Raw genomic sequence first — 13,109 nt, 5'->3', positions numbered from 1 at the left:
TTGAGAACGAGAACTGTATTTTCTGACGAGAGGGCAGCTCGATGACCGACGCGATACCCGCACCGTTCGACCGATTCCGCCTCGACGGCAAGGTCGCATTGATCACCGGCGGCAGCCGTGGCATGGGCAAGGAGATCGCGCTCGCATTCGCCCGCGCCGGGGCCGACGTCGTCGTCGCGAGCCGCAAGATCGAGAACTGCGAGAAGGTGGTCGCCGAGATCGAGGAGACCACCGGCCGGCGAGCCCTCGCCTACGCCTGCCACATGGGCCACTGGGACGAGATCGAAGGACTCGTCGACGCCGCCTACGCGACCTTCGGACGCATCGACATCCTCGTCAACAACGCCGGCATGTCCCCCGTCTACCGGAACATCGCCGATGTCACCGAGGCGCTGTGGGACAGCGTGCTGGGACTGAATCTCAAAGGGCCGTTCCGGCTCACCCAGCTCGTCGGTCCCCGAATGAAGGAGCAGGGCAGCGGCTCGATCATCAACGTGAGCAGCAGTGGCTCGCTGCACCCTTCCGGCGCGTTCATCCACTACGCCTCCGCCAAGCGCGGTCTCAACGCCATGACCGAGGGTTTCGCCGACCTGCTCGCGCCCGAGGTGCGCGTCAACACCCTCATGCCCGGCCCCTACCGCACGGACATCTCCAATGCCTGGACCCCGGAACAGATCCGGCAGTCGGGTGAGGCCGTGCACCTGAAGCGGATCGGTGAACCCCACGAAATCGTGGGCGCTGCACTGTTTCTCGCGAGCGACGCGTCGAGTTTCACCACCGGGACCATCGTCCGGTCCGACGGCGGATTCCGCTGAACAAATAGCGGACACCCGTGCGCAGATCGTTGACCCACCCCACCGATCGGGATACGTTTTCCGGGGTTTTCACCGTCGAGATGGGGGTTCCGGGTGAAGAGACGATTCCTGCGCGGGGCGATCGCGTCGGTGGCCGTCGCCGCCACCACAGTCGCCGCCGCGATCACCGCGACACCGGTTGCCGGCGCCGATCCGTCCGGCGGGACCGACGCTGCCGCGTGGCAGGCCGCGGTCGACGCACCCGACGCGTACCCGAACACCGCCGTCGAATGGGACGTCCCCATCACGATGAGCGACGGCACCGTCCTGCGCGCCAACGTCTTCCGCCCCGCGGACGCGAACGGGACACCGATCGCGGAGCCCACCCCCGTCGTCCTCAACCTCACGCCCTACACCAAGCTGCTCTCGACCCTGGGAACCGTCGTGGCCGACGACCCCACCCTCGCCCCGCTGGTCGAGGGCCTCGGCGACACGCTGAACTTCGCCGCCCCGTACGACGGGGTCACCGAGCTCGCGAAGACGACCGGCGGCGGACTCGTGCAGGTCTTCGGACTCAACCGCGACCTCGTGCAGAACGGCTACACGCAGGTCATCGTCGACGTCCGCGGCACCGGATTCTCGCAGGGTGAATGGCAGGTCCTCGGCCCGCGCGAACAGCAGGACACCGTCGAGGTCATCGACTGGGCGTCGAAGCAGCCGTGGTCGAACGGCCGCGTCGGCACCAGCGGTGTGTCCTACTCGGCGATCAACCAGTTGCAGGGTGCGGGTCTGCAACCGGCCGCGCTCGACGCGGTGTTCGCGGTGGAACCCGGCAACGACCTGCTGCGCGACATCGTCGGCACCGGCGGCGCACTCGGTATCGGATTCATGCCGATGTGGCTCACCCTCGTCAACGGGCTCAAGTGGATCCCGGATGTGCAGGCCCTGCTGCAGGGCAACTTCGACGCGCAGTGGCTGCGCGACCGGATGGCCGACCCCGCCACCAAACTTCCCGAACTCGTCGAGGCGGTCACAGCCCCCACCGTCGAAGGGGTCTCCCCCAACGCACTCGAGGTCGCGCAGGACGGACCGTTCTACCAGGACCGCACCGCGAATCTCGAGTCGATCGAAGTGCCCAGTTTCGTGTACGGGGGCTGGCACGACATCTTCGCCAACAGCGAGCCGGACATCTACAACCGCATCCCGGTCGCGCCGGGCGAGAAGCAGCTGATGATGGGCGACGGCTACCACGTCGTCGCCGGTACCGACTTCGGCAGGCCGGGCTTCCCGCCGAAGCTCGGCACCCTGCAGCGCGCCTGGTTCGACCACTGGCTCGAAGGAATCGACAACGGCATCGAGAACTACGGGCCGGTCACCCTGTTCCAGCAGGGCGGCGGATGGACCACCACCGATCAGTTCCCCCGTGCCGGTGCCGAATTCGAGAAGTTCTATCTGTCCGGCGCCCCGAGCGGCACCGCGGGCCACGCCGCCTTCGACGGAAGCCTCACGCCCGAGGCGCCCTCCGGCACCCAGGATCTGACGATCGCGCCGGGTCTGCGCGGGTTCTGCTCGCGCGAATCGGCCGTCGGCACCGCCGGAATCACGGTGCTGCTCGGTTCGAACTGCACCAAGGACGCCCGCTTCAACGAGGCGGAGGGACTGACGTTCACCGGCGCCCCGGTTACCGAACCGACCGAGATCTCCGGCGCGATCAACGTGCACCTGAACACCGTCCTCGACGCCCCCGACGGCTTCTGGTCGGTGACCGTGAACGACGTGGCGCCCGACGGCCGTTCGACCGTCCTGACCTCCGGCTCGCTCGTCGCGTCGCTGCGCGCGATCGACGACTCCCGCAGCACCTTCACCCCCGCCGGCGACTACGCCCGCGCCGTCCCGTACCTGACGCTCGACACGCGGGAGACCCTCGAGCCCGGTGTGCCCACCCGGCTGGACATCTCGACGGTGCTCACCGACGCGATCCTGCAGCCGGGTCACCGGCTCCGGATCGACGTGTACGCGTCGAGCGTGCCGCGGTCGCTGCCACTGGGTCCGATGCTTCACGACAGTGGTCTGAAACCGCAGCACATCCGGCTCGATCCGTCCGCGCCGAGCTTCGCCACCGTCCCGATCGTGCGGTAGTTCCCCGACCGGCACACGCAGGGACGCGCTCGGGCCGAGCCCGAGCGCGTCCCCCCAGCTCACCGTCGGCCGAGCGACGCGTACAGCGCCGATTCGAATTCGAGGTAGCCACCGAACGAGGTGGGATCACCGAACGGCAGGATCTGGGTCGCCCAGAATCCCCCGTATCCGGACTGTCGATCGATCCAGTAGAACAGGTTGGCGAGCCCCGCCCACCCCAGCGCGCCGGCGGGTCGCCCGGTCGGCGCCTGCTCGTTGTTGATCATGAACGGCAGCGACCACGATTTCGAGATCCCGGGGAAGAACTCGGCGTCGTTCGACAGCGACGGAATGACGCCGGGCAGCGGTGTCACGGGAAGCTCCCCGAGATGATTCTGCACGGCCATCCGGACCGTCTCCGGTCGCAGGACCTGCCCGTGTTCACCCTTTCCGTCGTTCAGCCACATCCGGATGAACCGCATGTAGTCACCGACAGTGCCGTACAGGCCGTGACCACCCATGTGCACTTCCGGCGGGGACGGCAGTTCGAAGTCCATCACGGAAAGCGATCCGTCGGAATTGCGGGCGTGCATCCCGGCCAGATCGGCACGGCGCGTGTCGTCGAGTTCGAAGGTCATGCTCTCGATGCCGAGCGGCTCGAAGATCCCGGCAGAGAACACGTCGCCGAGCCGGTTCCCGGTGATCGCCTCGATCACCCGGCCGCACCAGTCGAGGTTGCTGCCGTACTCCCAACGATCCCCGGGGTCGAACAACAGCGGAGTGTCCAGTGCCTGCTTCGTGGCGGTGATGACGCTCGGCTGTCCCTTCTCCTCCGCCAGGCGCCGGTACTTCTCGTTGAAGAAGTCGTAGCCGAATCCGGCGGTGTGGGTGAGCAACATGCGGGTGGTGATGTCGCGGCGGGGTTCTCGAAGCACCGGTTCGCCGGAGTCGTCGAACCCCTCGATGACCTGGACGCTTCCCAGCTCCGGAACGTACTTGCCCGCCGGCGCGTCGAGGTCAAGGCGGTTCTGCTCCACCAGCTGCAGTGCCGCGGTCGCGGTGAAGGCCTTCGTCGTCGAGAAGAGCGCGAAGACATCGTCCGTCGTCATCGCCGCGTCCTGGTCGATTCGGCGCTTTCCCGCCGCGCCCTCGTAGACGTTGCCTTCCCGGTCGGTCACCATCGCGACCACTCCCGGCACCGGCGCCTCGGCGGTGACAGTCTTGTTCAGGATCGCATCGACGGATGCGCGAAGTGCTTCGGTCATGATCTGTCGTCCCTTCACGGTGTCGGTGCTCATCGCAGTTCGAATCCCTTGTAGCCGGCAGCGGCGGCCTCGAGCGTCTTCTCCCGATAGGTGCCGACACCGCCGGTGTACGACAGCACCCGGCGCGGCTTGCCCTCGACATTCGAGCCGGTGTACCAGGAGTTCGTCTTCGAGATCAGGTTCGCGGCGGCGGTCTCGTCATGGTGGGCGACCCACGCGGCCTCCCCCTCCTCGGTCGCCTCGATCACGGTGTAGCCGTTCTTCCGCATGTACCGGATGCACTCGTCGATCCACTCGGTCTGCTGCTGCAGGCAGGTGGTCATGTTGCACAGCGCCGCGGACGGGGCGAGGGGAACAGCGGTGGTGAGCATGTTCGGGTAGCCGTGCACCATCAGCCCCATCGTCGTGCGGATGTCCCGCGACCAGTCGTCCTTCAGCAACCGTCCGCCGACACCGCGGATGTCGATGCGGGTCAAGGCGCCGGTGCCCGCGTCGAAACCGGTGGCCAGGATGATCACGTCCAGCTCGTACAGGGTGCCGTCGGCGAGCAGCACCCCTTCGGGCACGATGCGGGAGATCGGGTTCTCGCGCACGCCCACCGCCGTGACGTTGGGTCGGTGGTAGACCTCGAGGTAGCCGGTTTCGAGCGGCACCCGGTGGGTGCCGAACCCGTAGTCCTCGGGGATCAGGAGCCGGCACAGTTCCGGGTCGACCAGCCGCGCCCGCATCTTCTCCCGCACGAACTCGGAGATCTCGTCGCTGACGGCCTCGTCGAAGAACATCTCGGCGAACGACGCCAGCCACATCTGCAGCGATCCGTTCTCGTAGATCTCCTCGAGCACCTCGCGTCGTTGCTCGGGCGTCAACTCGTCCCACACGTATCGGAAGTCGTATTCGAAACCGGTGAAGGTGTGCGGCAGCGTGCTACGGAGTTCCTCGAAGCGGGCCTTGTACGCCGCCACGTCGTCAGCGCTGTACGACGGGTTCTTCATCGGGAGCACATACTGCGGCGTGCGGACGAACACGGTCAGGTCCGCGACCTCGTCGACGATGGTCTGGATGACCTGGATACCCGTGGCGCCGGTGCCGATCACGCCGACCCGCTTGCCCGCGATCTCGGCACCCTCACGCGGCCAGCGCGAGGTGTGGAAGATCTGCCCCGCGAAGTCCTGCTGTCCCGGGAACAGGTCCTGCAGCGGCGCCGAGAGCATCCCGCAGCACGTGATGAGGAACTGCGTGTCCACGACCTCTCCGCTGTCGGTCCGCACGGTCCACCGGCCCGACTTCTCGTCGTATTCGGCGCTCGTGACGGTCGTGGAGAACGAGATGTCCCGGCGAAGGTCGAGCGCATCGGCCACGTAGTGCATCCACCGTTCGATCTCGGGCTGAGCGGGGAACCGCTGGCTCCAACTCCAGTTCTTGTAGAGCTCTTCCGAGAACAGGTACTGGTAGATGTAGGCCTCCGAATCGAAGCGCGCACCGGGGTAACGGTTCCAGTACCACGTCCCCCCCACGTCGGCGGCGGTCTCGAACACGCGGACGTTCAGTCCCTGTTCCCGCAACAGGTGCAGTTGGTAGAGGCCGGCCACCCCCGCGCCGATGATCAGGGCGTCCAGAGTGCGGTGGGCAGTTGGTGTACCGATAGCCATTGTTCGACCCTTTCCTGTGATGTGTATCACGACTGCGAACAATGCTTCCGCTGTCCCAGGAGGCCGGACTGTCCCAAGATCGGACAGCCGGGAGGTCGCCAGACTCGGGAAACGAGCCGATAATGATGTGACGCAGGTCTCATTTTCGGACAAATCGAATCGCAAGAAGGGTGCATCCATGATCGACGAGCGCGAGCGACTGCGCATTGCCGCGGCGCGAGCGGACTTCCTCGAATACGGGAGCGCCGGAGCAGCCGGGGTTCCCGACGTCGTTGCCGCCTCGTGGCAGCGCAGCCAGTCCGCCGGCGTCGATTACGCAACGTTCCACGTGGAGTATCACGACGACATCGACTTCGATTCGCGACTGGTACGGTGCGCACGACCGGTTCTCGAGCGACTCTCCGCCGACATCGCGGATGTCCCCGTCGGTATCGCGCTCACCGACGCCCACGCCCGCATCGTCGATCGCCGCGACTGCTCCAATTTCGTCGGCAGGCTGCTCGATCGGGTCGATTTCCTGCCCGGGTTCAGCTACGCAGAACAGGGTGTGGGAACCAACGGCATCGGCACCGTCTTCGAATCCGGTTCTGCGATCAGCATTGTGGGCCCCGAACATTTCAACGACGCACTGGTGCAGTTCGCCTGCACCGGCGCGCCGATTCTGGATCCCATCTCCGGCAGGATCGAAGGCGTCCTCGACGTCAGCATGCTCGCCGAGAGCTGGTCCCCGCTCCTGCACGCCCTGGTCAAGTCCGCAGCCATGGACATAGGCCGCAATCTGCTCCTCGACCGGAACCAGGCGGAGCAGGCGTTGTTCGAGATGTACGTCAAGGCCGATTCGCGTCCGCGTCAAGCGGTCATGGCGATCGGCGAGACCGTGATCATGAACCGGCGCTCACAGAACATGTTCACCCCGGAGGAACAACTCGCGATCCACGAGCACGCGCGTTTCCTCATGACCCGACGCGACCGCAGCGCGGAATCGATTTCGCTGCCTTCGGGCCGGACCGTCCACATCCGCGCCACCAGGATCCTGTGCGGCGACGAGGTTGCGGGAATGGTTCTACTTCTCGACGACAACACCCCGGACAATGCCGGCACTCCGGCGGTCGACCGGACGCTTCCCGCGGTCGACGCACCGGACCCCCGAACCACCGCCATCGCATCCGGACTTCACAACCCGCCACCATCGATCACCGAAAGTCGCTGTCCGGCATGGAAACAGGCGTGCGACTCGATCATCGAGTCACTCGGACGACGGGAGAACCTGCTCGTCCTCGGCGAACCCGGGACAGGGAAGTTCACTCTCCTCGCGGAGCTGTTCCATCGGATGTACCCGTCCGGCCGGAGCATCGCGATCGACGCGGACAGCGTGACGCGGCAGGGTGAGCTCACTGCGGTCGACACGACCACCTCGACATTGCTGATCGTCCGGAATCTCGACCGGCTCACCACCTACGGCGTCGACGTTCTCAACGAGTTCTTCGATTCCCTGGATCTCGATACGAGAAACTTCATCGTCGCCGCGACACTGTCGGACACCGGCATCGAGTCCGACCTGCCCTGCAAAGACGTCCTGGCGAACTTCGACCAGTCGGTGACCGTCCCCGCGATCCGGTTCCGATCCGTCGACTTCCCTCGTCTCGTCGACAGGACGCTCCGCGAAATCGCCCCCGAGCGCCGGATCCGCCTGAGTCCGGAGGCGATGCGTGTCCTGGGCGCCTACTCGTGGCCACGGAACATGACTCAGCTGCGCGAAGCGCTTCACAGCGCCGTGCTGAAACGTCCGGTCGGTGAGATCCAGGCCGATGATCTCCCCGGCTACTGCCGGTCGACGAGTACTCGCACCCTCAGTGTGCTCGAGGCTACCGAACGGGACGCGATCGTCGCCGCGCTCCGCGAGTGCGACGGAAACCGCGTCCGCGCCGCAGAAATGCTCGGGATGGCTCGAAGCTCGTTGTACCGCAAGCTCAAGACCTACGGAGTCACGGAGATCTGAGGCGGCAGCCGGGTCACGACTCAACCGAGCCGATCGCCGAGCAGTCCGGCGAGCGCAGCGAGGCACAGTTCGCGCATTTGCACGGTGGTGACGCCAGGGCGGTCCAGCCAGTCGACACACACACTGCGCACGAACGCGATCCACCCGCGCACCGCGAGTTCGACGAGTTCGCGGTCCCCGTCGGACGGCGCGAGCGCGTCGACGATGCGCCGCTGCTGCACGTCGAGTTCCGCGTCGACGATGCCGCGGATGCTCGCATCGGCGGAGGCGGCACCGCGGTTGACCGCCAGCACACCCTGCGCGTGCGACTCGATGTATTCCAGATAGGCGTCGAGTCCCGCGGCGATCCGGTCGTGCACCGACAGCGCCGGATCGGGTTCGGTGACGACGAGCAACCGGTCGGACTCGCGTTGCACGACCGCCGCCATGAAGTCGCGCTTGGTCGGAAAGTAGTGGTACATCAGGCCCCGCGAGACACCGGCGAGCTCCGCGACCTCCTCGATGCGCACGTCCTCGTAGGCGTGCTGCGAGAACAACCGGGCACCGATGTCCAGCAGCTCGGTGCGCCGCTGGTCGGGGCTCAGTCGTCGCCGTGGTGATGCCACGTCGCCAATCTAGCGTCTTGACAGCGCCGGATCCGGGCGTAGCGTGACTACTGTACGTCGGTTCAATAAGAGTTCGAACTGTCCGGGGGACGAACAGATGGTCGTGGCCACATCACACGTGTTCAACACCGAGATCCCGCACCCGCCGTGGCGCCTGCCCGTACTCGGCGACGTGCTGGGAATGTCCGTGAGCACGCCGGTGCAGGATTCGATGGAGTTGCACCGCCGGCTCGGCCCGGTCTTCGAACGTCGGCCGTTCGACCTGCGGTTCGTGTTCGTGTGCTCCGGCGAACTCACCGCCGAACTGTCCGACGACCGCCGCTTCGCCAAACACCTGGCACCCGGAGTCGAAGCGCTGCGCAGCCTGGGCGGGGACGGACTGTTCACCGCATACAACGACGAACCCAACTGGCGCCGCGCGCACGACCTGCTCGCCCCCGCCTTCACGCAGTCGGCCATGCGCTCCTACCACGCGACGATGCTGGATGTGACCGCCGATCTGCTCGCGCACTGGGATCGGCGCGCGGCCGAGGACGGACGCGTGGACGTGGCCGCCGACATGACGAAACTGACCCTCGAGACGATCGGCCGCACCGGATTCAGCTATTCGTTCGGCCCGTTCGAGCGCGACCGTCCGCATCCGTTCGTCGAGGCGATGGTCGGCGGTCTGGCGTTCTCGCAGCGCAGCGCCCTACGGAGGCTACCGGTCGTCGGGCGGCACCTGTTCCCTCGGCAGAAGCGGCAGTACCTCCTGGATCGCGCGTCTCTGCACCGGGTCGTCGACGAGGTGATCCGCGAGAGGCAGGCCGCCGGCGAGACCGGGCACGACGATCTGCTCGAACTCATGCTGCGGGCGGCGCGGGAGAACGACCCGAACCGGATCGACGACGAGAACATCCGCAACCAGGTTCTCACCTTCCTGGTCGCCGGCCACGAAACCACTTCCGGTGCACTGTCGTTCGCGCTGTACTACCTGATGCGCAACCCCGAGGTGTTCGCCCGCGCGCGGGCCGAGGTCGACGCGGTGTGGGGCGAGGACGTTCCGGCCTTCGAACAGGTCGCGAAGCTGCGGTACGTGCGGCGGGTGCTCGACGAGGCACTGCGGCTGTGGCCGACCGCGCCCGGGTACGCCCGCGAGGCACGCGAGGACACGACGCTGGGCGGACGGTACCGGCTGCGCAAGGGCGACTGGGTTCTCGTGCTGCTCCCGGCGGTGCACCGCGATCCCGAGGTGTGGGGCCCCGACGCCGAGACGTTCGATCCGGATCATTTTCTGCCGGAACGGGTTCGGGCGCGCCCGGGGCACGTGTACAAGCCCTTCGGCACGGGTGAGCGCGCCTGCATCGGGCGTCAGTTCGCCCTGCACGAGGCCACCCTGGTTCTGGGAAGTCTGTTGCGGCGCTTCGATTTCGACCTCGATCCGAATTATCGGCTGCGGGTCGCCGAACGGCTCACCCTGATGCCGCGGGACCTGTGTCCCACGGTGTCGGTGCGCGCCCGCTGAGCTCGTTATCCGGCCAGCGGCGAGTCAGCCGCGCGCCGCGATGCGCGCCTGCACCTCGGGGCGCCGCAACGGCGGGACGCTCGCCGGGGGTTGTCGTCGCTCCGGCAGGGCCGCGAGCAGTCGCGTGGTGGTCGCGGCGACCTCCGCGACCGCCTGTTCGAACGGTTCCCGGGTCGTGTCGGACAGCTTGTGGATGCCGCTGACCTTACGCACGTATTGGCGCGCGGCGGCTTCGATCTCCTCCGCCGTGGCAGCAGGTTCGAGTCCGCGGAGTTCGGTGATGTTCCGGCACATGGCTCCGAGGGTAGTCCCGCCGCCCGACACCACCCGGTTGAATACGGACGTATGCCCCACATCCCCTGGAGGGTCGATCCGACCACTCCGGAAGTCGCGGGTGCCGCGGCGACGCATGACTGTCCCTCACGCCACGCACCGCCCGTCTCCGGGGGGGCGGCTCCCGCTGGAACAAGATCGGCCGGCGCCGCGCGCTCGGCTCGGCACTGCGCTGGAAGGCCCGACCGACAGGGGGGTTCGGGTCGAGCCTTCCAGCAGTTCGGGCCACCGGCGGGGATGGGTGGCCCAACCGTTCCCGGAATCAGGGGGGAGTAATCCGGGAACGGGTGTTCGGTGTGCCGGCGTGAAGCCCCTCCACTGCCTGTCGCCGGTCCTGACACGAATGATTCACTGCCTAACTGTTCTCCTCCGTGCCGCCTCGATCCGTGGCGCGGGTCCGCCGGACCGTGATGGACCGAGACATCGACTCGGCTCCACCCGTGGAGGACCGCTCGACGCTGATCAGCTCCGGCCGCCCGGTGCCGGCGGGCAAGAGGACTTGCCCCACGGCGGCGGCCGAACTGCGCCGGGGGTGGTGCCCATCTCCGATCCACACCCCCTCGCTGTCGGAGCCCCGATCGGCAACGAAACGAGCCGGCCGTGCACGGAATCCGTTCTGCGTGCCATCGCCGGCGCCGACGCCGGCGATGGCGATGGCGATGGCGATGGCGATGACGAAGGGGCTTCCGAGCACATTCCCGGTGCAGGGAGCATGCGGCCGTGCGACCGATGCGGTGATCGGTTACACGGCCGCCGGTTCGCTCAGATCCGTGGATAGCCTGCGGGCAGCCCGGGTCGCATCGCGGTCCACACGCTCTTGTTCCGGGTAAGTTGCTGGATCGATTCGAGCCCACCTTCCGCGCCGTAGCCGGACAGGCCGAAGCCGCCGCCGGGGACCATGTCGTGCACGATCCGGTAGGTATTCAGCCAGATCATGCCGGCGCGGATGTCGCGGGCCATGCGGTGAACCCGGCCCGAGTCGGATGTCCACACACCCGCCGCCAGCCCGAACTGTGTACTGTTCGCCAGCGCCACCGCCTCCTCCTCATCCCGGAATCGCATCACGGAGAGGACCGGCCCGAAGATCTCGTCCTGCATGATGGGCATGTCGACGGTGACATCGGTGAAGATGGTCGGGGGGACGTAGTAGCCGCCGCGCAGCCGCTCGTCGTCCGGCACGGCACCGGAGGCGGCTACGGTCGCACCCGCGTCGCGACCGGCCTGGATCATGGCGAGGGTCTTGTCGCGCTGGGTGGCGGTGACGTGTGGGCCGACCTGCGTCGCTTCGTCCTCGGGGTCGCCGACACGTAGTGCTGACACCCGATCGGCGAGACGTTCGAGGAACGCGTCGGGAACGCCGTCCTGCAGCAGCAGTCGAGATCCGGCGATACACATCTGACCGGTCGAGGCGAACACACCGACCATGATCGCGTCCATCGCTTCGTCGAGATCGGCGTCGGCGAACACGATCTGCGGCGACTTGCCGCCGAGTTCCTGGATCGTGGGTGTCAGGTTGTTCGCGGCCGATCGGGCGATGTGCTTCCCTGTCTCGTGGAACCCGGTGAAGCAGATCAGATCCGTCTCGGAATGTGCCACGAGAGCGGCGCCGATGTCGCCGGCACCGGTGACGATCTGAACCACGCCGTCCGGGATCCCCACCTCGCGGCAGGCCTCTGCGATCATCAGCGCTGTCAGCGGGGTTTCGAGGGCCGGCTTGAGGACGATGACGTTACCGGTCGCGAGAGCGGTGACGATCTTGCGGATCGCGAAGATATACGGAACATTCCACGGAATGATGCCGACCACGATCCCGTACGGTTCACGGACCGTGTAGGCGTGGAAGTCACCGGGAACAGGTACCGTGGTGCCGTAAATCTTGTCGGCCCAACCTGCCCAGTACCGTACCGATGAGGGCATCCGGGATGCCTCGGCGCGGGTCTCGCGGATAGCCTTGCCGGTGTTGCGCGCCTCGGTCAGCGCGATGGCTTCGGTCTGCTCCTCGAGACGATCGGCGAGCGCGAAGAGCAGTGCCGACCGTTCCGTTCCGGACAGGCGACGCCACACCTCGGAGGCGGCGCGGGCGCGGGCGAACACTGCGTCGATATCGCTCGGGTCGGTGTCCGCGACCTCGGTGAGAACTTCGCCCGTTGCGGGACGGTAGATCGTGGTCACGACGCGTCTCCCGTGGTGGTCGTGGGCTGGAGGCTGCCCGCGGATCCGGCAGTCAGGCCGCCGTCGATGACGAGTTCGCTTCCCGTCATGTAGGACGACTCGTCGGACAGCAGGAACACGACGCCCTGCGAGATTTCCCGCGGGTCGGCGAGTCGGCCCACCGGGGTGCGGGCGACGGAGTCGGCGAGTCCGCCGACGCGGCGCAGTCCGTCGAGGAAGGGGGTGTCGACCAGACCCGGTAACACCGTGTTGACCCGAATCCCGTCGGGCGCAAGTGCCAGAGCAGCGCTCTTGGTCATCATGCGCACCGCACCCTTTGTCGCCTGGTAGGCGAAGCCGACTCGGGAGGCGAAGAACCCGAGTGTCGACGCGACGTTGACGATCGAACCGCCGCCCGATTCCTTGATGACAGGGGCGATCGTGCGCATCCCGAGAAACATCCCGGTCTGGTTGATCGACACGGTGCGGGCCCACTCCTCGTCGGTGGTGCCCAGTACGTCACCGTTCGACGGGATACCGGCGTTGTTGACCAATCCGTCGATACGGCCGAATCGCGAACGCACCGCGTCCGCGGCGGCGGCCCAGTCGGCGGAGGACGTGACGTCCACCGGGTGGAAGAGCGCGTCATGTCCGGCGCCACGCATCGACTCGGCGGCAGCCTCTCCCGTTT

The 13,109-nt window shown here is 67.0% G+C and carries 10 protein-coding genes; 4 read left to right on the top strand and 6 right to left on the bottom strand.

What is annotated here, in order from left to right; translation table 11 throughout:
- Positions 1 to 41: 41 nt before the first annotated feature.
- On the top strand, positions 42 to 815 hold the full coding sequence (locus I0Q12_RS09795) for an SDR family NAD(P)-dependent oxidoreductase (protein ID WP_197251740.1): 774 nt from the start codon (positions 42 to 44) through the stop codon (positions 813 to 815).
- A gap of 93 nt (positions 816 to 908) precedes the next feature.
- The gene (locus I0Q12_RS09790; protein WP_374068678.1) at positions 909 to 2,933 is read left to right on the top strand and encodes a CocE/NonD family hydrolase; all 2,025 of its coding nucleotides are present in this window, start codon (positions 909 to 911) and stop codon (positions 2,931 to 2,933) included.
- A 59-nt stretch (positions 2,934 to 2,992) separates the two neighbouring features.
- Here the strand turns inward: I0Q12_RS09790 and I0Q12_RS09785 are convergent, their stop codons facing one another.
- Together I0Q12_RS09785 and I0Q12_RS09780 are read right to left on the bottom strand one after the other, a co-directional pair.
- On the bottom strand, positions 2,993 to 4,177 hold the full coding sequence (locus I0Q12_RS09785) for a serine hydrolase (protein WP_197251764.1): 1,185 nt from the start codon (positions 4,175 to 4,177) through the stop codon (positions 2,993 to 2,995).
- A 29-nt stretch (positions 4,178 to 4,206) separates the two neighbouring features.
- A complete protein-coding gene (locus I0Q12_RS09780) occupies positions 4,207 to 5,826 on the bottom strand; it encodes an NAD(P)/FAD-dependent oxidoreductase (protein WP_197251739.1) in 1,620 nt (539 codons plus the stop codon).
- Positions 5,827 to 6,004: 178 nt separating this feature from the next.
- Here I0Q12_RS09780 and I0Q12_RS09775 point away from each other — a divergent pair, with 178 nt between their 5' ends.
- Positions 6,005 to 7,825, top strand: a complete 1,821-nt coding sequence (locus I0Q12_RS09775; RefSeq protein ID WP_197251738.1) for a sigma-54-dependent Fis family transcriptional regulator — start codon at positions 6,005 to 6,007, stop codon at positions 7,823 to 7,825.
- 20 nt (positions 7,826 to 7,845) lie between these two features.
- Here the strand turns inward: I0Q12_RS09775 and I0Q12_RS09770 are convergent, their stop codons facing one another.
- Entirely contained in the window at positions 7,846 to 8,430 is a 585-nt protein-coding gene (locus tag I0Q12_RS09770; protein WP_197251737.1) for a TetR/AcrR family transcriptional regulator, read from the bottom strand.
- A gap of 97 nt (positions 8,431 to 8,527) precedes the next feature.
- Between I0Q12_RS09770 and I0Q12_RS09765 the strand changes: the two genes are divergently transcribed.
- Entirely contained in the window at positions 8,528 to 9,934 is a 1,407-nt protein-coding gene (locus tag I0Q12_RS09765) for a cytochrome P450 (RefSeq protein WP_197251736.1), read from the top strand.
- A gap of 24 nt (positions 9,935 to 9,958) precedes the next feature.
- Here I0Q12_RS09765 and I0Q12_RS09760 read toward each other — a convergent pair whose 3' ends face one another.
- From I0Q12_RS09760 to I0Q12_RS09750, 3 genes are all read right to left on the bottom strand, one after another.
- Entirely contained in the window at positions 9,959 to 10,228 is a 270-nt protein-coding gene (locus I0Q12_RS09760; protein ID WP_197251735.1) for a DUF2277 domain-containing protein, read from the bottom strand.
- An 801-nt stretch (positions 10,229 to 11,029) separates the two neighbouring features.
- Entirely contained in the window at positions 11,030 to 12,439 is a 1,410-nt protein-coding gene (locus tag I0Q12_RS09755) for an aldehyde dehydrogenase family protein (protein ID WP_197251734.1), read from the bottom strand.
- On the bottom strand, positions 12,436 to 13,109 hold a 674-nt coding region (locus I0Q12_RS09750), incomplete at its 5' end, for an SDR family NAD(P)-dependent oxidoreductase (RefSeq protein ID WP_197251733.1). The genes I0Q12_RS09750 and I0Q12_RS09755, both read right to left, overlap by 4 nt.

Source organism: Rhodococcus sp. CX (assembly GCF_015865005.1).
Classification (GTDB): Bacteria; Actinomycetota; Actinomycetes; order Mycobacteriales; family Mycobacteriaceae; genus Rhodococcus.
Note: the sequence above shows the minus strand (reverse complement) of the source record. Positions and strands in the feature narration are given on the sequence as shown.

Excerpts from the sequence above, each read along its gene's own strand:
- I0Q12_RS09780 (WP_197251739.1), bottom strand. The coding sequence starts at position 5,826 with ATGGCTATCGGTACACCAACTGCCCACCGCACTCTGGACGCCCTGATC.
- I0Q12_RS09775 (WP_197251738.1), top strand. The coding sequence starts at position 6,005 with ATGATCGACGAGCGCGAGCGACTGCGCATTGCCGCGGCGCGAGCGGAC.
- I0Q12_RS09765 (WP_197251736.1), top strand. The coding sequence starts at position 8,528 with ATGGTCGTGGCCACATCACACGTGTTCAACACCGAGATCCCGCACCCG.
- I0Q12_RS09785 (WP_197251764.1), bottom strand. The coding sequence starts at position 4,177 with ATGACCGAAGCACTTCGCGCATCCGTCGATGCGATCCTGAACAAGACT.
- I0Q12_RS09795 (WP_197251740.1), top strand. The coding sequence starts at position 42 with ATGACCGACGCGATACCCGCACCGTTCGACCGATTCCGCCTCGACGGC.
- I0Q12_RS09760 (WP_197251735.1), bottom strand. The coding sequence starts at position 10,228 with ATGTGCCGGAACATCACCGAACTCCGCGGACTCGAACCTGCTGCCACG.